We start from the raw sequence: 22,104 nt of genomic DNA on the forward strand, positions 1-22,104 counted from the left end.
CGCGGCCGCCGCCGCGGGCTCGTCGGTACGGCCCAGGGGCAGGCCCAGCGGGTCGGACGGCGGCGGTGCGGGCGGCCCCTGGTTCGGGCCCGTCGAAGCGGGACCGGAGGCGCCCAGCGGCATGTCGAAGGCGTCCGGACGGCCCGGGGGCGGGGACGCGGGCGTCGGACGGGCGCCGGAGGCGAGCGGGTCGGCGCCGTACGGCTGCGACTGCTCGGGGACGCCGTACGGGGACTGCTCCGGCGGCATGCCGGGCTGTTCCTGCCCGCCGTAGGGCTGCCCGCCGCCGTACGGGGCGTGCTGCTCCGGACCGCCGTAGGACGGGTCGGCCGACCCGTACGCGGGCTGCTGCTCCTGCCCGCCGTAGATGTGCTGGTCGGGTGCGCCGGGCCCGTACGGGACGTGCCCGCCGGGGCCGCCCTGCATGCCGGAACCGGCCAGGTCGGCGGGGATCGGGTCGAGCGAGGTCGCGCCCGGGTCGCCGCCGGCGAACGGGGAGCCGCCGGGGAATCCGCCGGGGAGCCTGGCTCGCGGGCCGGTCGGGGCGGGCCGCGCGCCGGGCTGCCCGGGGCCGCCCGGCCCCTGCGGGCCCTGGTTCTGCGGCCCCTGGCCGGGCCCGCCCTGGCCGCCGAAGCCGCCGTCGGAACCCAGCATGACCGTCTGGTTCATTCCGCCGTGGTCGGGGACCTGCGGGTCGTGCTCGGCGTACTGCTGGTCGCCGTATTGATCGGCGTACTGCTCGCCGGCGTACTGCTCACCGCCGTACTGGTCCCCGGTGTACTGCTCCTGGCCGTATTGCTCCTGGCCGTACTGCTCGCCGCCGTACTGCTCGCCGCCGTACTGCTCGCCGCCGTACTGGTCCGCGTACTGGTCGCCGTATTGCTCGCCGTACTGGTCGTCGCCGCCCTGCGCCTGCATGGCGGGCTCGCCGTCGGGACGCTGCCCCTCCTGGTTGTGCTGCCAGGGGAACTTGGGCTTGTCGAAGGTGATCGTCGCCCAGTAGTCGTCGTCCTCCATCTCGTCGGACCCCTGCCCGGAGGGCCGGGACGGCGGCGGGCCCTGCTGACCCTGCTGGCCGGGAGGCGCGGCGAGCGGACCGGCGCCGCCCGCGCCGCCGGCGACGCGGCGGTCGGGGCCGGGAGCCGGCGCACCGTAACCGCCGTCGTCGTCGTAGCCGTAGTCGTCCGGCCCGTTCATCTCGTCGTGCGGCGCACCGCCGCGGCGTCCGCGCGGCTGCGGCTGCTCGTCGTCCATCCAGTCGTCGTCGCGACCCGCCTTGCTCGCCCGCAGACCCAAGACCACGAGGACGACGACGAGGACGACGACCACCAAGAGGCCGACGACCACGATTGTTCCAGTCATGCCACCACCCAATGCCTTGGCCCGGCGGACGCGGCCGGGGCGGACGCTAGGTCCGTCCCGATCGCCGCCGGCAGCCGACCGTCCTCGGAGCCGGTCCGATTCTGTCCGACCGCTATGACCGTTGTCACACCCTTAGTGCTCATAGACACCCTCACACGGCCCGCACCGATCGGTCGAACCCGCCGGTCCGGGACGCGCCGCCGCAAGGCTCCACGGTCAACGCGCCCGCTCGCCGCCGAAGTTCCCGGTGATCCGGCCCCGGCCGATCGTGTGCTCGGCGATCGCGCCGAGCGAATCGTCCAATGACGCGCCCTCCTTGAAGGGAGCCTCGCTGTCGAGCGCGTAGATGGTGAACCGGTACAGGTGCCGTTCCCCGCGGGGAGGGCACGGCGGTGCGTAGCCCACCTTGTCTCCCGTGGTCAGTCCTTCGACGGCGTTGTCCAGGCTGGCGCCCTCGACGATCTCGCGCGTGGTCCCGTCGATGCCCGCGATCACCCAGTGGACGTAGGCGCCTTCGAGGTCCGGGTCGTCCATGACGATCGCGAACGACCGGGTGTTCGCCGGTGCCCCCGACCACAGCAGCGGCGGGGTCTTGCCCTGTCCGCCAGGGTACGTCGTGCAGCCGTACCGTGTGGGCAAGTCGCCGCCATCGCGGAACACCTGGCTCTGCACGGTGAACCACTCCGACAGTTCGGCGCTCTCCTGCTCGGGCCCGCCGATCAGCCCGCAACCGCTCAGCGTGGCCGCGAGCGCCAGCGCGGCCGCCGTGGCCGGGACCGGACGCCGTTTTCTGCTCATCATCGATACGCTCCCGCGCGATTCTGTGCGCCGCGTTCCCGCCGGTCCGCCTTCGTTCCGGCCGGACGCACGCGCGCGGGCGGCGCCCCCTTCCCTTCGTCCGCCCCAACCTTAGGGGTTCGGCGGCGGTGAGTCGGGTTTTTCGGGCCGTGAGACGGAGGCGCCCGCCGGACGCGCGGATGTGAGGTGCGTCATGCGAAGTTCGTGCCCGATCGTCGAGAATCATGCGAAGGAGTGGTGAAGTTCACAGCCGATGCAGCGCTCTATTTTGCCCTGCGGGGAAGTTTTGTTGTTCTTTCATGGTTCCTGGTTGGTGCAAGAGCAATCATCGAGTAGTTTGTGAATGTCTTCACAAGCCGACCGTGACATTGGAGGGCCGCAATGGCCAGGACCGCCGAGGAGACCCCTGGCGCTCCCCACATCCTCATCGTGGGTGGCGGCTATGTGGGCATGTACACCGCACTCCGCCTGCAGAAGAAGCTCCGCAAGGAGCTCAAGCGGGGTGAGGTCAAGGTCACCATCGTTGACCCCAACTCGTACATGACGTACCAGCCGTTCCTTCCCGAAGCCGCCGCGGGCAACATCTCGCCGCGGCACGTCGTCGTCCCGCTGCGCCGGGTGCTGCCGAAGTGCACCGTGCGCAAGGCCCGGGTGACCGAGCTCAACCACGACGAGGGCTGGGTCATCGTCCAGCCGCTGGCGGGGCCCCCGGAGCGGATCTCCTACGACTACCTGGTCATGGCGGCCGGCGCGGTGCCGCGGCTGCTGCCGATCCCCGGCCTGGCCGAGCACGGGATCAGCCTCAAGACGGTCGGCGAGGCCATCCACCTGCGCAACCACGTGCTGGAGCAGCTGGAGATCGCCGAGTCGACCGACGACGTCGAACTGCGCCGCAAGGCCCTGACGTTTGTCTTCGTCGGCGGCGGGTTCGCCGGCGTCGAGGCGGTCGCCGAGGTCGAGGACATGACGCGCGACGCCACCAAGTACATGCGCAAGGTCACCCCGGAGGACCTGCGGTTCGTCCTCGTCGAGGCCGCCGACCGAATCCTGCCGGAGGTCGGCCCGGACATGGGCAAGTGGACGGCCGAGCAGCTGCGCGGCCGCGGCATCGACGTGAAGATGAAGACGTTCCTGCAGTCGGCCGAGGACGAGATCGTCGAACTCTCGGACGGCAGCCGCTTCCCGGCCGGGACGCTCGTGTGGAACGCGGGCGTGAAGCCGTCGCCGGTCGTCCGCAGCGGCGACCTGCCGGTGGACGAGCGCGGCCGCGTCAAGGGCACCGAGTACCTCACGATCGAGGGCCTGGTCCGGGCGTCACCGCCGGTGACAACGCCGCGATCCCGGACCTCGCGCAGGAGGGCCAGTTCTGCCCGCCGAACGCCCAGCACGCGGTGCGCCAGGCCAAGCTGCTCGGCGACAACATCGTCCGGTCGCTGCGCGGCAAGACGCTCAAGCCGTACGCGCACAACAACCTCGGCGCGGTCGCGGGCCTCGGCCTGCACAAGGGCGTGGCGAACCCGATGGGCTTCAAGCTCAAGGGCTGGCCCGCGTGGTTCTTCCACCGCAGCTACCACGGTGCGATGGTCCCGACCTTCAACCGCAAGATCCGCGTCATCGCGGACTGGACGCTCGCGCTGTTCCTCAAGCGCGAGACCGTCTCGCTCGCCACGGTCGAGCAGCCGCGCGCGGACTTCATCCTCGCCGCGCTCGACGACGAGAAGATCCGCGAGGCCAAGGCCAAGGCCAAGGAGAACGCGGCCTGACGCCCGAACGGACGCGCTCCGAACGGACGCGAATGCCGGACGCCCCGGCGGTCACCCGACCGCCGGGGCGTCCGGCATTAGCGGCACGCGACGCGGCGCGTTACGCGCGCTTCTTGAAGGCGCGGAGGGAGAGGGGGGCGAACACCACCGAGATGGCGACGCCCCACGCCAGCGCGATCAGCGCGTGCTCCATGACCGGACCGCCGACGAGCAGGCCGCGCATCGCCTCGACGAGCTGCGTCACCGGGCTGTTGTCCATGAAGAACGCGAGCGGGCCGGGGATGCCCTCGGTCGTCGGGATGAACGCGGTGCTCAGGAAGCTCAGCGGGAAGATCACCACGAACCCGAAGATCTGCACCTTCTCCGGCTCGTTCACCATCATCGCGATGTAGACCGACACCCAGGAGAACAGCACCGCGAACGCCAGCAGGACGAAGAACGCGGTGATCAGCGCGAGCACGTTCGTCTCGAGGCGGAACCCGATCGCGAAGCCGACCAGCAGCAGGATCGCCATCGACCACGCCTGCTTGGCGGTGTCGGCGATGATCCGCCCGGCGAGCGGGGCGCTGCGCGAGATCGGCAGGCTCCGGAACCGGTCGAAGACGCCCTTGGTGATGTCGGTGTTGAGCCCGAACCCGGTGCTCATCCCGGCGAACAGCGCGTTCTGCGCGATGATGCCGGGGATGACGACCGGCAGGTACGCCTCGACGCTGCCGGCCATCGCCGGGCCGAACACGTAGGCGAACAGCAGCACGAACATGATGGGCTGGATGGACAGGTCCAGCAGTTCCATCGGGTTGTGCTTGATCTGCACCAGGTTCCGCCACGCCAGCGTCGCGGTGTTGCGGGCGCTCGTGCCCGGGGAGACCCGTTTCGACAGGTTCTGCGGTGGGAGCGTCGTCGCCGTGCTCATCGGGAGGCCCCTTCCTTCTTCGCGGCGCGGTCGCCGTCTTCGGCGCCCTCCTCCGCCTCGGCTTCGACTTCTTCGGTGTGGTGGCCGGTGAGGGCGAAGAACACCTCGTCCAGGCTCGACTTGCGCAGCGACAGCTCGCCGACCGTGACGCCCTCCTCGTCGAGGCGGCGCACCACCGCGGGCATCAGGCCCGGGTCGGTGATCGGCGCGGACACCAGGCCGTCCTTGAACTCCGGGACGGCCTCGGCCAGTTCGCCGACGAGCCGCGCGACGACGTCGGCGTCGCTCTCCTTGATCGGGCGGACTTCGAGCACCTGCCCGCCGACCTGCGCCTTCAGCATGTCGGACGTGCCGTGCGCGATCACGGTGCCGCGGTCGATCACGATGATGTCGTCGGCGAGCTGGTCGGCCTCCTCCAGGTACTGCGTGGTGAGCAGCACGGTGACGCCGTCGTCGGTCAGGCCGCGGACGATGTCCCACAGGCCGTTGCGGCTGCGCGGGTCGAGGCCGGTGGTCGGCTCGTCCAGGAACAGGAACTGCGGCCGCCCGACCAGGCTCGCGGCCAGGTCGAGACGGCGGCGCATCCCGCCCGAGTACGTCTTGGCGGCGCGCTCGGCCGCGTCGGTGAGCTGGAACCGGTCGAGCAGTTCGGCCGCCCGGGCCTTGGAGTCGCGCCGCGACAGGCCGAGCAGCCGGCCGATCAGCACGAGGTTCTCGGTGCCGGTCAGCATCTCGTCGACCCCGGCGTACTGGCCGGTCAGCCCGATGAGCTGGCGGACCTTGTGCGCGTCCCGGACGACGTCGTGGCCGCCGACCCGGGCGCTGCCCTCGGTCGGCTCGATCAGCGTGGCGAGGATGCGCGTGGTGGTGGTCTTCCCGGCGCCGTTCGGCCCCAGCACGCCCAGCACCGTCCCGGCCTGGGCGGTGAGCGAGACGCCCGACAGTGCCTGCGTCTCGCCGAATCGCTTCACCAGGCCCTCGGCCTGGATCGCGTAGGACATAAGAGATCTCCTAGAAGATGGTGTGCCGGATGGTGCACCCCGACGCGGGCGGACAGGCCAACCTACGACCCGCCCCGACCGGTATGCACTCGATTTTTCGCCGCCCATACGCCGACGCTCGGCGTCCCTTCAGCCTTGCACCCGCGTCTGACAAAACGTCGATGTCGCGCTGATTGCTCCCGCGCGGCCGCGCCCCGGAGGGCCGGGACCTTTACACTCGCGGTGTGACGAGGGTGCTGTGCGACCTGCACGGGGACGGCGGGGGGTGGCGCCCGCCGCGGTTGCGGCCGCCCGCGCACCGTGTCTCCCGGCGCGCGATCGCGCACTGGGGCATCGAGTATCTGCTGCTGTGGGGCCTGGCGTTCGGTCTGTCCCTCGGCGTGGCGGCCTGGCTCGGCGACGCGGAGGCCGACTGGCTGCCGGGCTGGCTCGCCGACCGGGTGGGCGTCCTGCCGTGGCTGGTGGGCGCGGCCGGGCTGCTGATGGTGACGGTGGCGCCCGTCTGGCGCTACCGCGTCCACCGCTGGGAGGTCAGCGCCGACGTCGTCTACACCCGCACCGGCTGGTTCAGCCGCGAATGGCTGCTGGTGCCGGTGAGCCGCATCCAGACCGTCGACACCGAGCAGGGCTGGATCGAGCGCCTGCTGGGCCTGGCCACGATCGAGGTCAACACCGCCTCCCACACCGGCTCCTCCCAAGTCTCCGGCCTTCCGGCCGCCGTCGCGACCCGGCTGGCCGACGACCTGGCCCACCGGGCCCACGATCTCCGCGACGACGCCACGTGACGCCCCCGAAAATCCGAAGAACCCGACGAACCGAAAACCCCACGCATCTCTGACTTCCCCGACGAGCGGGACTCATCGCCGTCCGCGGAGATCGTTCGGCGGCTGCATCCGCTGACGTTCGTGGTCGGGGCCGTCCGCGAGCTGCTCGCCCTGCTGGCGGCCGGGGCGGCGGGACTGGCCGTGGGCGGGCTGTCCACGGCGTTCTACTTCACGCTCGCGGGTCTCGGGATCGGCCTGGTGTTCCATGTGGCGAGCTGGGCGACGTTCACGTACGCGCTGCGGGACGACCGGATCGAGCTCCGCCGGACACTGGTCGGGCGGTCGGTGAAGACGATCCCGCGCGACCGGATCCGGGGCGTGGACATCAGCACGTCGCTGCCGCACCGGACGCTGGGCCTCGCGGTCGTCCACATCGACGCGGGCTCGGAGGGCGGGGAGGCGGAGCTGAACGCGGTCTCGCGGCCGGAGGCCGAGCGGCTGCGCCGGGTGCTGCTGGCCCGGGCGGCGGACGAGCCGCCGGGGTCGCCCGAGGCGCCGCGGCGGCGCGTCCTGGCCCGGATGCGGCGCCGCTGGTACGTGTACGCCCCGCTCAGCGGCGCCTACCTGCTGACGCCGTTCGCGCTGGCCGGCAGCCTCCTCGGGACGCTCTACAACCTCGGCGACGACCTGGGCCTGATCACCCGGGAGCGCGTCGAGACCGTGGGGCACGAGGTGGTGGGGCTGCCGACGGCCGCGGTCGTCGCGCTCGCCGTGCTGGCGCTGTTCGCGCTGCCGGTCGTGTCGGTCATCGCGTTCAGCCTGTTCAACTGGGACTTCACCGTCGCGGAGCGGGACGGCTCGATCGTCGCCGAGCGCGGGCTGGCCACCCGGCGGAGCGTGTCGCTGGAGCGCCGCAGGCTGCGCGGCGTGGAGCTGGCCGACAACCCGCTGGAGCGGCTCGGCGGCGTCCGGCGGCTGGGCGCGCTGGTCACGGGCCTCGGGGACGCCGCGCACCGGGGCCGGCTGCTGCCCGCCGCCGCCGCGTCCGGCGCCGAGGAACTGGCCGCCCGGGTCGTCGGCGCGGTGCCCGGCCCGCTGCGCTCCCACCCGCCGCCGCACGCGGACGCCGCGGTTGCGCGTCGCGCCGCCGGGCGCGTCGGGCTGCTGGCGCTGGCGGCGGGCCGCCCGTGGATCGCGGGCGCGTGCGCGGTCCTGGCGCTGCTGGCCGTCCCGCTGGGCCTCGACCGGTACCGGCAGCTCGGGCACGTCACCGACGGCGGGCGGCTGAGCGTCCGGTCGGGGTCGCTGAAGCGGCGGCAGGTGGTCGTGGAGCACGGCGCGATCGTCGGCTGGCGCTTCCGCCGGACGCTGTTCCAGCGGCGGCTGGGCCTGGCGACGCTGGACGTGGCGGTGGGCGCGGGCGACGGCGGCTACCCGGCGATCGACATGGCCGAGACGGACGCGGTCGCCTTCGCCGCCGAGATCACCCCCGAATGGGTGCGCCCCTTCCTCGACGAGTGACCGTTCCTCGTGAGTTCGGCAGGGGCGCAGGTCACTCGGGGCGGCGGGCTCCGAACATGATCTCGTCCCACGACGGCACGGACGCCCGCTTTCCCTTGGCCTTGCGCCGCGCGCGAGCGGGACGCTGCGGCGCCGATGCGTCGGCAGCGGCGGCGGCCGGGGGACCGGTGACGGGCTTGTCCTGTGCGGCGGGCATCGTCGGGCGGGTGGCGGGCTTCTTCTTCGCGGCCGGGCGCGGCGGGCTCGTCGCGGCGTCCGCGGCGGAGCCGGCTTGGCCTGCTCGCGGGGCGCCGCCTTGCGCGGTGCGGGCTCGTCGCGCGGTTCCGGACGGGCGGGCGCCTCCTCGGCCACCGGCCGCGGCGGCCTCGGCCTCGGCGCGTCGTCGGGGGCCTTGTCGGGGGCCTCGGCGGCGGCCTCGTCAGGGGCCTCGGCGGCCTGTTCGGCGGTGGCGGCCTCGCGCTTCTCCGGCTCGTCGGCGTCCGCGGCCACGGCGGCGTCCGCCTCGTCGCGGTTCGGTTCGGCCGGGGCGTCGGCTTCGGCGGCGGGTTCCTCGACGGCCTCGTCGTCGGCGGGCTCGACCGCCGCCCCGTCGTCGGACTCCTCGGCCTCGGCGACGGCGTCCGGACGGTCTTCCGCGGCCTGCTCGTCGGTCTCGTCCGCGGTCTCGTCGGCGGTCTCGTCGGCGGCCGCGGGCTCCGGCGCGGGCTCGTCCGGACGCTCCTGCGGGGCCTCCGGCTCCGCGGTCTCGGCGGCGGCCACCGGCTCGTCCTGCGGCTTCTCGGGACGGGCGGCCCGCGGCTGCGCGGCGGACGCCTGCTCTTCGAGCTCTTCGAGGGACGGTTCGGGTGCGCGCCGCCACGGGGCCTCGATCGCCGGCGCGTCCCGTCCGGTGTCGTCGAAGGGGCGGATCGGCTCGCGGTCGGCGCCGAGCTCGCGCGGCCGTCCGGGCTGCTGCCGGGACGGGAACGCGGGGCGCGGGTCGATGATGCGGCCGCGCTCCACGATGTACTCGCGCGGCTCGGCGGTGCGCAGCGGCGGCTCGGAGGCGCGTTCGAGCGGCGGCTCCGGCTCGGCGGGCAGCCCGCGGCCGAGATCGCGCGGGCCGACCTCGCGACCGATCTCGCGGCCGATCTCGCGACCCACGTCGCGGCCGTCGGAGACGACCTTCATCGCGGGGCGGCGGGGGACCAGCGGGGTGACGGTGTCGGAGAGCTCGTCGTCGTCCCAGTCGACGGCGGTGAGCCGGGCGGCGATCTCGTCCAGCGGCGAGACGTTCCGGCGGCGCGGGTCGAACGCCCATTCGGCGGCGTGCGGGCGGCCGTTGTCGAAGAAGGACAGGCGGACGCGCCAGGTGCCGTCGTCGCACTTCCAGGCGTCCCACTCGACGTCTTCGAGGTCGACGCCGCCGCGGCCGAGGCGTTCCTCGACGGTCTCGCCGAGGGGCGGGCCGGGCGTGGACTCGCCGGGCCGCCGGACGGTGACGCGCTGCGCCTGCTGGGCCATGTATTCGCGTTCCTGCAGGACCGGACCCTCGAACCAGCGGACCCGCTCGACCGGGATGCCGGCGGACTCGGCGATCTCCTCCGCGGTCTCACCCGACCTGATGCGTGCCTGGATCTCCTTGGGACGCAAGGGACTCTCCACTTCGATCTCGAACTGGCCGAGGCGGGAGAAGTGCCCACGGACCGCTGCGCGGACGCGGTCGTCGACGGGCAGGGTGAACCGGGTGCCTCGGCCCGCGGTGGCCAGGACGAGGTATGTTCCGTCCTCGCTGACCGCGACGAGGCGCAGCTCCTGCATGCGTGTCCTTCCTGCCCTGTCCTGACGGCACGGAGGGCGCCGAACCGGTCGGTCGGTGCGGAGTGCGTTTCCGCCGCTCCCGCACCGTTCGGCCGTCCGTTGCCCGCCGAGGGCGCATGCGTGCCCTTCCCCCGGGTTCCCGAGTCTCTCTTTCGGACACACCTGCTGCCAGCACCGTACCCGGCATGTCCGAACATCGCCGCTCTCGAAGCCCCCTCCACGTCGTGGAAGAGGGCGCCCGACCAAGCTTGCCGGTGCCCGGGACCGGCCGGAGACGCTCTGTCTGAATCTTGAGGAACCTTTTCCCCACTGTGCACGACTTCACCACTGTGCACGACGCGGACGTCCGGCTCCACCCGGTTCGCGTAGCGAGCGTCACGTCGATGGTCGGAACACCGTGATCGTCCGGTTAGTTTGATTTTGAGGTACTTCGGGGGATTCAACGGGGGTGAATCGGGGTAATGCGCCGCAAGCTTCCCGATCTGAGCACGACGCAGGTGATCGCGAGCGGTCTCGCCACGGCCGTCGCCGCGATCGGCGCGTCGTTCCTGGGGGTGTACGGGACGGTCATCGGCACCGCGCTGATGAGCGTCATCTCGACCGCGGGCGCGGCCGTCTGCAAGCACTACCTGGACCAGGGACGCGACCAGATCCGGGACATGTCGCACGTGCAGGGCGCGGCGCGGCGCCGGGACGCGGCCCGGGGACGCGGCGGAGGAGGCGACGAGCGCCGACCCGACCGCGGCACCGTGGTCTGGCCGGCGGGCGCCGACCCGGGCCGCACGATGGTCCGGCCGCCCGCGGGCGGCGGCGACACGAACGCGACCCGGCTGGACGGCGGGTTCGGCGACCCGAACGCCACCCGCCTCGACGCCGCTCCGGCGGCGGCCGGTGATCCGAACACGACCCGCCTGGACCCGACCGCGACGTCGCGGCGCGCTCGCCGCGGAGGCGGGCGAGGACGCCCGGCGGCGCGTCGCGCGGCGCGCCGCGCTCGACGACACCCTCGCGTGGGCGAAGCGGAACTGGGTGAAGCTCGCGGCGTCGTCCGCGGCCGTGTTCGCGGTCGTGCTCGGCGGGATCACGATCTACGAGGCCACGACGGGCGGCCCGATCGGCGGCGGCAGCGGCGGCGGCCTCACCGTCACGCACGTCCTCGGCGGGGAGGGGAACGGCGGCGGCTCGGACGGCCCGGCCGAGGAGACCCCCACCGGCACGCCGACGGTGGACGGCACCGCGCCCGCCGGGACCCCGGGGGAGAGCCCGACCGGCGAGGCGCCCTCGGCGGGACGGACGAGCCGGGCGACGGCTCCGGGACCGCCCCGACGGTCGGCGCGACGCCCGGCGAGACCGGCGGCGAGCCGACCGGAGGGGCCACCGACGAGCCCACCGCGCCGCCCCACGACTCCGCGCCGGAGACGCCGGGTACGACGCCCCGCGCCGACCCAGTCGTCCGGTGGGGACGGCCAGGAGCAGGGCGGGACGGACGGCCAGCGCGGCGGCGACACCGCGAACTGACCCGCGAGCCGCCCCCGCGAGCCGATCCCCGACCGGCCGTCAGTCGCCGAAGACGCGACTGGTATACGGGTTGGCGAAGCGGCGCTCGGGGTCGAGTTCGTCCCGCAGTGCCCGGAAGTCCGCGAACTTGGGGTAGGTCTTCTCCAGGTACGCGGCGTCCCGGGTGTGCAGTTTGCCCCAGTGCGGGCGGCCGCCGAGCGCCGTCAGGATGTCCTCGACGCCGCAGAAGTAGTCCTCGTGCGCGTCGCGGTTGTAGACGTGGACGGCGACGAACGCGGTGCGGCGGCCGTGCGCCATCGACAGCCAGGCGTCCTCGGGCGGGAGCAGCCGGACCTCGATCGGGAAGCTGATCCGCCAGTCGCGCTTGGCGAACTGGGCGCGGATCTCCCGTAGCGCGGGGACGAGCTCCTCGCGCGGGATCGCGTACTCCTGCTCCTTGAACCGGACGGTGCGCGGGCTGGTGAACACCTTGTAGGACGTGTCGGTGTACGTGCGCGCGCCCAGAGCCTTCGCGGAGATCCCGTTCACGAACGGGGTCGTGGCGGGGACGGCGTGGGTCAGCCGGTTGATGACACCGAAGACGGTGTTGGACAGGAACTGGTCGTCCATCCAGTACTTGAACTTCGACAGAGGTTCCGCAGGCCCCTCCACACGGTTGTTCCGCTTGGTGAGGCAACCTTCCGTGTGCGGGAACCAGTAGAACTCGAAGTGCTCGTTGGCCTCGTCGAACTCGTCCACCCGCGAGAGGACCTCGTCCCACTTCATCGGCTCCTCCCGCGCGCGCAGGAGGAACGCCGGGACGGTCCGCCAGGTGACGGCGGTGACGACGCCGAGCGCGCCGAGTCCCGCGCGGGCGGCGTCGAACAGGTCGGGACGCTCGTCCCGCGAGCAGGTCACGGTCGTCCCGTCGGCGAGCACCAGCTCCAGCGCGGCGATCTGGGAGACGAGCCCGGCGGCGTCCCGTCCGGTGCCGTGGGTGGCGGTCTGGATCGCCCCGGCGACGGTCTGCTCCTGGATGTCGCCCATGTTGGCGAGGGCGAGGCCGTGCTCGTCCAGCAGGCGGTTCAGCCGGTGCATCGGCAGGCCCGCCTCGACGGTGACCAGCCCGGTCGCGGTGTCGACGGAACGGACCGCGGTGAGGGCGGACGGCCGCAGCAGCACGCCCTCGGCGACGGCCGCGCCGGTGAAGGAGTGTCCGGTCCCGGTCATCCGGACGGTGCGGCCCTCCTCGGCCGCCGCGCGGACGGCCGCGGCGACCTCGCCGGCGTTGCGCGGCGTCGTGACGCGGTACGGGCGGACCTGCTGGTTTCCGGCCCAGTTCCGCCACGTTTGGTTGCTCACGGGTGACATGCGGCGACTCTACTCGGCAATCGATTGTGAGGAAAGTTCACATTTACTGACCGGTCCGGCCGTCCCGCAGGACCCTCGCCGGGACGAGAACGGCGATACCGTACTATCCGGTAACCGTCGGACACGGTCTCCCGAACGGGAAACGAGGCCGTCCCGGCGAACATTCCGCGACGTCACCCCCTTGACCGGGGGATGTCGGGGCAAGAAGTGCGCAGACGTGTAACCGACCGCCAGTGACGCTCGTTGGGAAATGGTGTGGCTCCTCCATCCGTGACACGCCCGCCGAAGCGCAGGCCGGAGAAGAAGCAGCGGGACCGCGCCGCGAAACGGGACCGCGCCGGCGCCCGGCCCGGCGGACGGCCCCTGCGCGGCCTGCCCCTGATCGTCGCCGGGATCGCGATCCTCGCGGCCGGCAGCACGTCCCGGCGGCGTGTACGCGGCCTTGACCGCGAGCGAGAGCGGCCCGGCGGACCCGGACGGCGGCGACGCCGGCGGCCGCGCGGCCGTCCCGCCGAGCGCCGCGGCCGGCGACCCGGTGACCGTGGCGACGGCGGCGACGTCGCGCCGCTGCGGCGGGTGGTGCCGCCGGACGTCCTGGCCGTCGCCGCCGGAACGATCCCGGCCGCGAAGATCGAGCGGCTGTCGAAGCTGAAGCGGGTCGGCGAGGTGACGTCGGTCGCGGGCGCCAGCCTGCAACTGCAGGGCGTCGGGCTCAACACGCTCGCCGTCGACCCGTCGGAGTTCCGGTCCTGGACGCCGCCCGGCACCGCCAAGAACACCGCGCTGTGGACGGCGCTGGCCGGCGGGCAGTTCGTCACCAGCCCGGACGTCGCCGAGAAGCTCCAGCTCAACCGCGGCACCCGGTACCCGGTGGTGGGCCGGACGGTCCCGAACCTGGTGATGGGCGGCTCCGGCGAACTCGGGCTGCCCGGCGTCGACATGCTCGTCAGCGAGAAGGTCGGCAAGGAGATGGGCCTCGTCCCGAACGCCGCGGTGCTGGTCAACGCGCCCGGGGTGGAACCGGCCACGACCGTCAAGGCGGTGAAGCAGATCCTCGGCGGCGGCGTGAAGATCGTTAACCTGCGCGCGAGCGAGTACCGGCAGCCGGGCGGCGGCCGCGCGACCGGCTACCTCGACCTCTACAAGCAGGCCGCCACCACCTGCCCCGGCCTGTCCTGGACGGTCCTGGCCGCGATCGGGCAGGTCGAGAGCAGCCACGGACGCAACGTCGGCCCGTCCAGCGCGGGCGCCCTCGGCCCCATGCAGTTCATGCCCGCCACCTGGAAGGCGTACGGGGTGGACGGCGACGGCGACGGCAAGGCCGACATCATGAACCCCTACGACGCCATCCCGGGCGCCGCGAAATACCTGTGCGCGAACGGCGCGGGCAAGGGCGGGCAGCAGCTCTACCGGGCCGTCTGGCACTACAACCACGCCGACTGGTACGTGCAGAAGGTGCTGAACCTGGCCAAGGCGTACGCGGCCAAGTACTCCTGACGCCTGTACCACCGGCCGGATCCGGTCACCGGAAACCGGCTGATTGGATGGAGGCATGACGTCGTACGACGCTTTGCTGCTGCTCTCCTTCGGCGGGCCGGAAGGGCCCGACGACGTGATCCCGTTCCTGGAGAACGTGACCCGCGGGCGCGACATCCCGCGCGAGCGCCTGAAGGAGGTGGGTGAGCACTACTACCTCTTCGGCGGGGTCAGCCCGATCAACCGGCTCTGCCGCGAGCTGAAGGCCGCGATCGAGGCCGACTTCGAAGCCCACGGCGTCGACGTCCCGGTCTACTGGGGCAACCGCAACTGGACCCCGTACCTGGCCGACACCGTCCGCGAGATGAAGGCCGACGGCGTCCGGCGGGCCGCCGCGTTCGTCACGTCCGCCTACAGCGGCTTCTCCACCAACGACCAGTACCTGAACGACATTGCGCGCGCGCGGGAAGAGGTCCCGGACGCGCCCGAGATCGACAAACTGCCCGTCTACTGGGACCGCCCCGGCTTCCTCGACCCCTTCACGAACGCCACGATCGCCGCCCTCGCCGACCTCCCGGACGGCGCGCGCCTCGTCTTCACCGCGCACAGCGTCCCCCTCGCGCAGCCCAACCGCGACAAGTACGTCGCCGAACTCGAAGAGGCCGCGCGCCGCGTCGCCGCGAAGGCCGCACCCGGCAGGCCGTGGGACCTCGTCTACCAGAGCCGCAGCGGCCCGCCGTCCCAGCCGTGGCTGGAGCCGCAGATCACCGACCACCTCGACGCCCTGCACGGCGACGGCGTCCGCGCGGTCGCGGCCGTCCCGATCGGGTTCGTCTCCGACCACATGGAGGTCAAGTTCGACCTCGACGTCGAGGCCGCCGACCGCGCCGCCGAGCTCGGGATGGCGTTCGCGCGGGCCGCCACGCCCGGCTCCGACCCCCGCTTCGCCGCGCTGCCCCGCGAACTGCTCACCGAACAGAGGAACGCATGAGCCTGCCCGACGAACTCCTCGACCTGGCCGTCGCGACCGCCCGCGAGGCCGGCCGGATGCTGGTCGACAAGCGCCCGGCGGACGGCCCGGACGTCGTGCAGACCAAGTCGAGCCCGACCGACGTCGTCACCCAGATGGACCGCGCCGCCGAACAGCTGATCATCGAGCGGATCCGCGCGGCCCGGCCCGACGACGCCTTCCTCGGCGAGGAGGGCGGCACCCGCGCGGGCGGCAGCGGCGTCCGCTGGGTGATCGACCCGATCGACGGCACCGTCAACTACCTGTACGACCTGCCCGACTGGGCCGTCAGCATCGCCGCCGAGGTGGACGGACGCGCCGTCGCCGGGGCCGTCGAGATGCCGCGCCGCGGCGAGACCTACACCGCCGCCCGCGGCGCCGGCGCGCTCCTGCACACCGCCTCCGGCACCCGCGAACTCCACGTGAACACCGGCGTCCCGCTCGACCGCGCCCTCGTCGCGACCGGCTTCGGCTACGCCGCCGCCCGCCGCGCCCGCCAGGCCGAGGTCCTCACCGGCGTCCTCCCGCACGTCCGCGACATCCGCCGCGGCGGCTCCTGCTGCGTCGACCTGTGCTCCCTCGCCGCGGGCCGCCTCGATGCTTACTACGAGCGCGGCGTCCAGGCCTGGGACATCGCCGCCGGAGCCCTCATCGTCGAGGAGGCGGGCGGCCGCGTGGAGGGCCTGCACGGCGCCGCCCCCGGCCCCGACCTGACGATCGCCGCCGCCCCCGACGTCTTCACCGGCCTCCACGCCCTCCTGACCCCCCTGGACCCCCTCCGCGACTGACCCGGAACCAGAAGAGCCCGGGACCGTGTGGGTCCCGGGCCGGCATGGCGGGGGTTTGAGTGTTGGCTGGTTAAGTGCTCATGAGTGTCCATGGGGGTCGGGAGTGTCTGTGTACGGGCGCCTGCTCACGTGTCGCGGCAAGTGACTCGAGCACGGGTCACCGGGTGCGAGCCCCGGCTTGCGATGTGGTTCCGGGGCGGTTCACGGAACGGCGTGTCGATTGCATGTTCGAGTGCTGTCACTTAAAGTGGCGGTCATGTCGCGTTCCGCTGTTGGTTGTGGGGTGGCCGCCGAGGCGGCCACCGGCCACGGCACGCCCGGACGCGGTGAGTGGGCCCGCCCCGGCGAGCAGGACCGGGGCCGGGACGGGGCCGGTGGTTTGCGTGCGCTCGCGCGCCGTTCGTGGCGGCGGGCCCGCCGGGGGTGGCGATCCGTACCCGCCTCACGGGCCTCACTCCCGAGGACGAGCGGGTGCTGCGGGCGGTCGGCGCGCATCTGGGATCGCTGGCGTCCCGGGACCTCAAAGCCCGGTGCGCGGACGGTGTGGAGCATGATGCGGGCCGGTGGGCGGCGCGTAAGCGGGAGTTGACGGCCGGGTCGTCGGCGCGGTGGGCCGGATCGATCACCAGAACGTCCCATGACCAGTGGGCTTTGGCCCGCCGGAGTCAGCAAGCCCACGTGGAGAGTCTCCAGGCGGGGGTGCGGACGCTTGAGCGGCGGCTGGCACTCCCGCTCGGAGCGAAAGGTGCTCGGCGGGAGCCGGGCGGGTACCGGTCCCATGAGGAGTGGTTCGCCAAGTCCCGGCGGCTGGGTGTGTTGAAGGACCGGCTGGCGGCGGTGCGGGCGGATCGGGACTCCGGGACGGTGCACGTGGTGCTGGGCGGGCGCGGTTGCTGAACCGGCGTCATCATCTGGACGAGGCCGGGCTCACCGTGGAGGAGTGGCGGGAGCGCTGGGAGGCCGGACGGTCGTTCCTGGCCGCCGACGGGGAATCGGGCAAGAGACTGGGCAACGAAACCATCCGCCTCACACCCGAGGGCGAGGTGTCGATCCGGTTGCCCTCCCCACTGGCAGAGTTGGCCAACGCGCCGCACGGACGGTACGTCCTGACCGCCCGTGCCACCTTCGCCCACCGGGGCACCGAGTGGGCCGACCGCGTGGAAGCGGACCGGGCGGTGGCCTACCGCATCCACCACGATGTTGACCGTGGCCGCTGGTACCTCACCGCGTCCTGGCAACGCCGCCCAGTCCCCCCGCTTCCCCTGGAGGCCGCCCGCGCCCGGGGGATCATCGGGGTCGACACCAACGCCGATCACTTCGCCGCCTGGCACCTGGACGCCTCCGGCAACCCCGTCGCCGACCCGAAACGCTTCGACTACGACCTGACCGGTTCGGCCTCTCACCGGGACGCCCAAGTCCGGCACGCCATCACGCGCCTGCTGCACTGGGCCGCCTCGCGCGACGTCGCCGCGATCGCGATCGAAGACCTGAACTTCGACACCGACAAGACGCGGGAGAAGCACGGCCGCCGCAAGAAGTTCCGGCAGCTGATCTCCGGTTTCCCCACCGGCAGGCTCAAAGCACGGCTGACGTCGATGGCCGCCGAGCACGGCCTGGCGATTGTGGCCGTCGATCCCGCGTACACGTCGCGGTGGGGTGCGCAGCATTGGCGGGAGCCGATGTGCACTCCGGCCCGTGAGGTTTCCCGGCACGATGCGGCGAGCATCGCGGTCGGGCGACGCGCCCTGGGGCATCCGATCCGGCGACGGACGGCACCGCCCCCGCACGACCGGAGCGATCGTGCGGGGCATCGGACCGTCCAGGCCGAACCGGACACCCCCGGACGTGAGGAACCCCGCCGACCCGGCCCGGAACGTGCACACGATGCACGCCCCCGGACCAGAACACACAGAACGCGGGCGACCAGCGCATCCAGCACCGTTCGGGACGCGCGCAGTGCCAGGAGATGGGTCCAAGACCCACTCCTGGACACTGTTCAGGAACGGTTTCGATCAGTCGCAGGGAATCAGTCGCAGCGGGGTGGTTCGATCCCGATGTCGTGGTTCGCTGCGATCCGGCGCAGTTCGCTGATCTCCTCCCGGCGGATGTCCGCCAGGTAGGTGTCCCCGTCTGCGTGGGCGCTCCGCAGCGACGCGTACGCGTCGTCGAGCCGCTGCTGGATAGTGCGCGTCAACTCGCCCATGAGCCTCCTCCCGGATCCTGCCCATCCCTACCCACACGTACGCTTGAGGCAAACCTGTTCGCCGATGCAATTTTCGCGGATTCTTGCGTACGGGGCCCGGCGGCCGCTTGAACCGCCGCTTACGGGGGTCTTACGGCTCGCATGGCATATCTGTAACGCGGGGCGGCCGCGCCCGGCCGGACCGGAGGGGGAACGAGTGCGTGTACTAGTCGTCGAGGACGAGCGGGTGCTCGCCGACGCGATCGCCACCGGCCTGCGCAGGGACGCGCTGGCGGTGGACGTGGCCTACGACGGCGCGGGGGCGCTGGAGCGGGCGGGCGTGAACGACTACGACGTGATCGTCCTGGACCGCGACCTGCCGAAGGTGCACGGCGACGACGTCTGCAAGCAGCTCGTCGTGCAGCGGTACCCCGCGCGGATCATCATGCTGACCGCGGCGGGCGAGCTGGACGACCGGGTGGAGGGCCTGTCGATCGGCGCCGACGACTACCTCGCGAAGCCGTTCGCGTTCGCGGAGCTGATCGCGCGGGTGCGGGCGCTCGGCCGCCGCGCGGCGGCGCCGCTGCCGCCCGTCCTGGAGCGGGCGGGCGTCAGCCTGGATCCGGGCCGCCGCGAGGTGTCGCGGGACGGGCGGCAGGTCGATCTCACGCGCAAGGAGTTCGCCGTCCTGGAGGTGCTGCTGAGCGCGGACGGCGCGGTCGTCAGCTCCGAGCAGCTGCTGGAGAAGGCGTGGGACGAGCACATCGACCCGTTCACCAACGTGGTGCGGGTCACGATGATGACGTTGCGCAAGAAGCTCGGCGACCCACCGGTCATCGAGACGGTGTCCGGCGTGGGGTATCGGCTGTGACGGCCCCGGAGCCGCAGGAGCCGGGCGCGACCGCCGCGACGGACACGCAGCCGACGTCGGTGCCCGGCGGGCGCCGGACGGGCCCGTGGCGGCGTCCCGGGCCGCAGCAGGTCCCGCCGCCGGGCGCCAAGGGCGTGTGGCGCGCCGAGGGGGACGGGTTCGGGTCCGTGAAGACGCTGCCGAGCCGGATGAGCGTCCGGTTGCGGCTCACGCTGCTGTACGGGCTGCTGTTCTTCATGGCCGGGGCACTGCTGCTGTTCGTGGTGTCGATCCTGGTGGCGAACATCCTGGGCAACGTCCAGGTGATCGGGCTCGGCATCTCGCAGGAGGAGGCGGCGGCGCTGCAGCGCCAGTTCGTCGAGCAGACGATGCAGCAGCTCGTCGGACGGTCGCTGGTGGCGCTGGCCGGGGTCGGGATCATCACCCTGGTGCTGGGCTGGTTCGTCGCCGACCGGGCGCTCAGCCCGCTGCAGCGGGTCACCGCGACGGCGCGCCGGCTGTCGGCGGGGACCCTGCACGAGCGGATCGCGCTGGAGGGCCCCGAGGACGAGATCAAGGAGCTCGCCGACACCTTCGACGCGATGCTGGAGCGGCTCGGGGAGGCGTTCGACTCGCAGCGCCGGTTCGTCGCGAACGCCTCGCACGAGCTGCGCACGCCGCTGGCGATCAACCGGACGCTGCTGGAGGTCGCGCTCGGCGACCCGCAGGTCTCCGACGATCTGCGCACCGTCGGGCGGACGCTGCTGGCGACGAACGCGCGGCACGAGCGGCTCATCGAGGGGCTGCTGTTGCTGGCCCGCAGCGAACGGGAGCTGACCACCCGGTCGCCGGTGGATCTCGCGGACGTCGCGTCGACCGTCCTGGAGCACTCGGGACGCCGCGAGCACGACAACGACGTCGTGGTGCACCCGGAGCTGACGTCCGGGACGGCGTTCGGCGACCCGGTCCTGCTGGAGCACCTGGTGTCGAACCTGGTGGAGAACGCGATCAAGCACAACGCGGACGGCGGCGAGCTGTGGATCCGCACCGGGCTGCTGGACGGCTACGCGACCGTCCAGGTCGAGAACACCGGCCCGGTGGTGCCCGCGTACGAGGTGGAGCGGCTGTTCGAGCCGTTCCGGCGGCTGAACGCCGACCGCGTCGAGTCGTCCAAGGGCGCGGGTCTCGGCCTGTCGATCGTCCGCTCGGTCGTGCTGGCGCACCGCGGCGCCGTGTACGCGGCGCCGCGGCCGGGCGGCGGGCTGATCGTCACCGTCCGCCTCCCACCGGGCTGACGGCTACTTCAGCGCGGCCGTCGCGAGCGTCGGGTCGCCGTCGTAGTCCATCTCCAGGTTCACGTACTCGTCGCTCACCAGCGCGCCGCGGCCCTCGTTGATCAGCGGGATGAGGGCCATGTCGTCCAGCGCCAGCTTCTCGGCCTGCTTGTACACGTCGGTGCGTTCCCGCCCGGAGGCGGTGCGGACGGCCTGGCCCATCAGCTCGTCGAACCGGTCGTTCTTCCAGCCGGCCAGGTTGTAGTACTCGTTGTCGCCGGTCGCCACGAGCGTCCCGCCGAGCAGCGGCCACAGCATCGTGTAGGGGCTCGCGTAGTCCGGGGCCCAGGCGAACAGGGCCAGGCCGGACGCCTCGTCGCCCACCAGGCCGTCGCGCCACTGCGTGAAGTCCTCGACGGGCGTGGCCTTCAGCTCGACCTTCCAGCCGAGCACGGTCTCCAGCCGCGCCTTGATCCCCTCGGCGAGCTTCTGCTCGTCCGTCGACGTGCGGTACGACAGCCGGATCGTCGTCCCGGACCCGAGGTCGGCCTCCGCGGCGAGGGACTTGGCCCGCGCGGTGTTCGACGCGTCGCAGGACACGCACGTCCCGGCCTGCCCGAACCCGGGGAGCGACGGGGGCACCAGCCCGTGGGCGGGCCGGTCGACGCCGCCGGTCAGCCGGGCGAGCGAGGCGCGGTCGAGCGCGTAGGACACCGCGAGCCGCGCCTCCCGCGACTCCATCGGCCCGCGCGCGTGAGCGGGACCAGCATCCGGACGAACGGGACGGTCCGGGAGACGAAGGACGGGTTGGCGCTGCCGACGTTCTCGACGCCCGACAGGCTGCCCCAGCCGATGTCCTCGGACTGGAACAGGACGCGCGACACGGCGGTGTCGGACACCAGCCTGATCTCCACCCGGTCCAGCTTGGTCTTGCCGAAGGCCCAGGTGTCGTTGCGGACGAGCACGGCCTCCTTGCCGGGGGTGTAGCTTTCCAGCCGGAACGGCCCGTTGCCGATCGGCTGCCGGTTGAACGCCTCGTTGTCCGGTTCGCCCGCGGACGCCGGCAGAGGCGAGAACACGGGATCGGCGAGGCGCGCGGGGAAGTCGCAGTTGGGCGAGGTGAGCCGGACCGACAGGCCGTTCGGCGTCGTCTTGACCCCGGAGAACGTGTCGGCGTCGCCGCTCGACACGGCCTCGAATCCTTCGATGTCGGACATCAGGTAGGGCCCGGCGCCCTCCTTGGTGAGCGCGGCGCGGACCCACCCGCGGGCGAACGCCTCGCCGTCGACCGGCTGCCCGTCGGTGAACTTCGTCCCGTCGCGCAGGACGATGTGCCACTCCCGGCAACTCTCCTCCGGGCGGATCTCGGTGGCGAGCATGTTGCGGATCCGGCCGTCGGTGCCGACCGCGGTCAGCCCGGTGTAGAGCTGCTTGCCGAAGAACCGCTCGGTGCCGCTGAAACTGTGCGACGGGTCGATCCGGTCGCCGGTGTTCAGCAGCTCGGGGGCCGTCATCGCCAGGGTGCCGCCCGTCCGCCCGCCGGGCGGGTCGGTATCCCCCTCGCCGCCCAGCCGCGTCAGGACCACGGTGCCGACCAGCACCAGCGCGACGAGCGCGGCGCCGCCGAGCCCGCCAGCACGCGTTTGCGGGGCCGGCCGGGCCGCCGCCCGGACGGTTCGGTGAACTCGCCGCCCGGGAGCGCGGGCGTCCGGGCCACGTGCCGCCGCCCGGCCCC

16 protein-coding genes and 3 pseudogenes are annotated in these 22,104 nt (G+C 72.7%); 11 read left to right on the top strand and 8 right to left on the bottom strand.

Annotation, left to right across the window (positions count from 1 at the left end; all coding sequences use genetic code 11):
- Positions 1–1,362, bottom strand: a pseudogene (locus BJF79_RS07030) (hypothetical protein); the annotation flags it as partial.
- Between the two features lie 216 nt (positions 1,363–1,578).
- Positions 1,579–2,163: a YbhB/YbcL family Raf kinase inhibitor-like protein gene (locus tag BJF79_RS07035; RefSeq protein ID WP_262401647.1), complete on the bottom strand. Its 585-nt coding sequence runs from the start codon at positions 2,161–2,163 to the stop codon at positions 1,579–1,581.
- A gap of 447 nt (positions 2,164–2,610) precedes the next feature.
- On the opposite strand from BJF79_RS07035, the pseudogene BJF79_RS07040 reads away from it, so the two are divergent.
- Positions 2,611–3,923 (top strand): annotated as a pseudogene (locus BJF79_RS07040) (NAD(P)/FAD-dependent oxidoreductase).
- A 100-nt stretch (positions 3,924–4,023) separates the two neighbouring features.
- Here BJF79_RS07040 and BJF79_RS07045 read toward each other — a convergent pair.
- Positions 4,024–4,836 (bottom strand): ABC transporter permease, encoded by an 813-nt coding sequence (locus BJF79_RS07045; RefSeq protein WP_075895591.1) that lies wholly within the window; start codon positions 4,834–4,836, stop codon positions 4,024–4,026.
- Positions 4,833–5,837: an ATP-binding cassette domain-containing protein gene (locus BJF79_RS07050; protein ID WP_075895593.1), complete on the bottom strand. Its 1,005-nt coding sequence runs from the start codon at positions 5,835–5,837 to the stop codon at positions 4,833–4,835. The genes BJF79_RS07045 and BJF79_RS07050 overlap by 4 nt, the downstream gene beginning before the upstream one ends.
- 224 nt (positions 5,838–6,061) lie before the next feature.
- Between BJF79_RS07050 and BJF79_RS07055 the strand changes: the two genes are divergently transcribed.
- Positions 6,062–6,622: a PH domain-containing protein gene (locus tag BJF79_RS07055; protein ID WP_075895595.1), complete on the top strand. Its 561-nt coding sequence runs from the start codon at positions 6,062–6,064 to the stop codon at positions 6,620–6,622.
- Between the two features lie 120 nt (positions 6,623–6,742).
- Positions 6,743–8,122: a PH domain-containing protein gene (locus BJF79_RS07060; protein WP_262401648.1), complete on the top strand. Its 1,380-nt coding sequence runs from the start codon at positions 6,743–6,745 to the stop codon at positions 8,120–8,122.
- A 672-nt stretch (positions 8,123–8,794) separates the two neighbouring features.
- Here the strand turns inward: BJF79_RS07060 and sepH are convergent.
- Positions 8,795–9,922, bottom strand: a pseudogene (sepH, locus tag BJF79_RS58760) (septation protein SepH); the annotation flags it as partial.
- A gap of 891 nt (positions 9,923–10,813) precedes the next feature.
- On the opposite strand from sepH, the gene BJF79_RS07075 reads away from it, so the two are divergent.
- Positions 10,814–11,440: a hypothetical protein gene (locus BJF79_RS07075; RefSeq protein ID WP_075895602.1), complete on the top strand. Its 627-nt coding sequence runs from the start codon at positions 10,814–10,816 to the stop codon at positions 11,438–11,440.
- 39 nt (positions 11,441–11,479) lie between these two features.
- Here the strand turns inward: BJF79_RS07075 and BJF79_RS07080 are convergent, their stop codons facing one another.
- Entirely contained in the window at positions 11,480–12,790 is a 1,311-nt protein-coding gene (locus BJF79_RS07080) for a D-arabinono-1,4-lactone oxidase (protein ID WP_075895604.1), read from the bottom strand.
- A 270-nt stretch (positions 12,791–13,060) separates the two neighbouring features.
- On the opposite strand from BJF79_RS07080, the gene BJF79_RS07085 reads away from it, so the two are divergent.
- The 7 genes from BJF79_RS07085 (at position 13,061) to BJF79_RS07110 (ending at position 20,390) form a co-directional block, all read left to right on the top strand.
- A complete protein-coding gene (locus tag BJF79_RS07085) occupies positions 13,061–14,287 on the top strand; it encodes a lytic transglycosylase domain-containing protein (RefSeq protein ID WP_075895606.1) in 1,227 nt (408 codons plus the stop codon).
- 55 nt (positions 14,288–14,342) lie between these two features.
- On the top strand, positions 14,343–15,257 hold the full coding sequence (locus BJF79_RS07090) for a ferrochelatase (protein WP_075895608.1): 915 nt from the start codon (positions 14,343–14,345) through the stop codon (positions 15,255–15,257).
- Complete coding sequence (locus tag BJF79_RS07095) at positions 15,254–16,063, top strand: inositol monophosphatase family protein (protein WP_075895610.1); 810 nt, start codon at positions 15,254–15,256, stop codon at positions 16,061–16,063. The genes BJF79_RS07090 and BJF79_RS07095 overlap by 4 nt, the downstream gene beginning before the upstream one ends.
- A 423-nt stretch (positions 16,064–16,486) precedes the next feature.
- Entirely contained in the window at positions 16,487–16,960 is a 474-nt protein-coding gene (locus BJF79_RS58765) for a hypothetical protein (protein WP_262401649.1), read from the top strand.
- Complete coding sequence (locus BJF79_RS07100) at positions 16,954–18,183, top strand: hypothetical protein (protein WP_262401650.1); 1,230 nt, start codon at positions 16,954–16,956, stop codon at positions 18,181–18,183. The genes BJF79_RS58765 and BJF79_RS07100 overlap by 7 nt, the downstream gene beginning before the upstream one ends.
- A gap of 279 nt (positions 18,184–18,462) precedes the next feature.
- On the top strand, positions 18,463–19,116 hold the full coding sequence (locus tag BJF79_RS07105; RefSeq protein ID WP_075895612.1) for a response regulator transcription factor: 654 nt from the start codon (positions 18,463–18,465) through the stop codon (positions 19,114–19,116).
- Complete coding sequence (locus BJF79_RS07110) at positions 19,113–20,390, top strand: sensor histidine kinase (RefSeq protein ID WP_083733224.1); 1,278 nt, start codon at positions 19,113–19,115, stop codon at positions 20,388–20,390. Before BJF79_RS07105 ends, BJF79_RS07110 begins: the two co-directional genes overlap by 4 nt.
- A gap of 3 nt (positions 20,391–20,393) precedes the next feature.
- On the opposite strand, the gene BJF79_RS07115 is transcribed toward BJF79_RS07110, so the two are convergent.
- Together BJF79_RS07115 and BJF79_RS07120 are read right to left on the bottom strand one after the other, a co-directional pair.
- Positions 20,394–21,110 carry an ABC transporter substrate-binding protein gene (locus BJF79_RS07115; protein WP_075895614.1) on the bottom strand — a complete coding sequence of 239 codons (717 nt, stop codon included), beginning with the start codon at positions 21,108–21,110 and terminating at the stop codon, positions 20,394–20,396.
- Entirely contained in the window at positions 21,044–21,970 is a 927-nt protein-coding gene (locus tag BJF79_RS07120; protein WP_075895616.1) for an ABC transporter substrate-binding protein, read from the bottom strand. Before BJF79_RS07120 ends, BJF79_RS07115 begins: the two co-directional genes overlap by 67 nt.
- Positions 21,971–22,104 lie beyond the last annotated feature (134 nt).

This window comes from Actinomadura sp. CNU-125 (assembly GCF_001942465.1).
Taxonomy (GTDB): Bacteria; Actinomycetota; Actinomycetes; order Streptosporangiales; family Streptosporangiaceae; genus Spirillospora.

Bases quoted from the DNA above. Each gene is read 5' to 3' on its own strand.
- BJF79_RS07035 (WP_262401647.1), bottom strand. From the start codon at position 2,163: ATGATGAGCAGAAAACGGCGTCCGGTCCCGGCCACGGCGGCCGCGCTG.
- BJF79_RS07045 (WP_075895591.1), bottom strand. From the start codon at position 4,836: ATGAGCACGGCGACGACGCTCCCACCGCAGAACCTGTCGAAACGGGTC.
- BJF79_RS07050 (WP_075895593.1), bottom strand. From the start codon at position 5,837: ATGTCCTACGCGATCCAGGCCGAGGGCCTGGTGAAGCGATTCGGCGAG.
- BJF79_RS07080 (WP_075895604.1), bottom strand. From the start codon at position 12,790: ATGTCACCCGTGAGCAACCAAACGTGGCGGAACTGGGCCGGAAACCAG.
- BJF79_RS07090 (WP_075895608.1), top strand. From the start codon at position 14,343: ATGACGTCGTACGACGCTTTGCTGCTGCTCTCCTTCGGCGGGCCGGAA.
- BJF79_RS07095 (WP_075895610.1), top strand. From the start codon at position 15,254: ATGAGCCTGCCCGACGAACTCCTCGACCTGGCCGTCGCGACCGCCCGC.
- BJF79_RS07115 (WP_075895614.1), bottom strand. From the start codon at position 21,110: ATGGAGTCGCGGGAGGCGCGGCTCGCGGTGTCCTACGCGCTCGACCGC.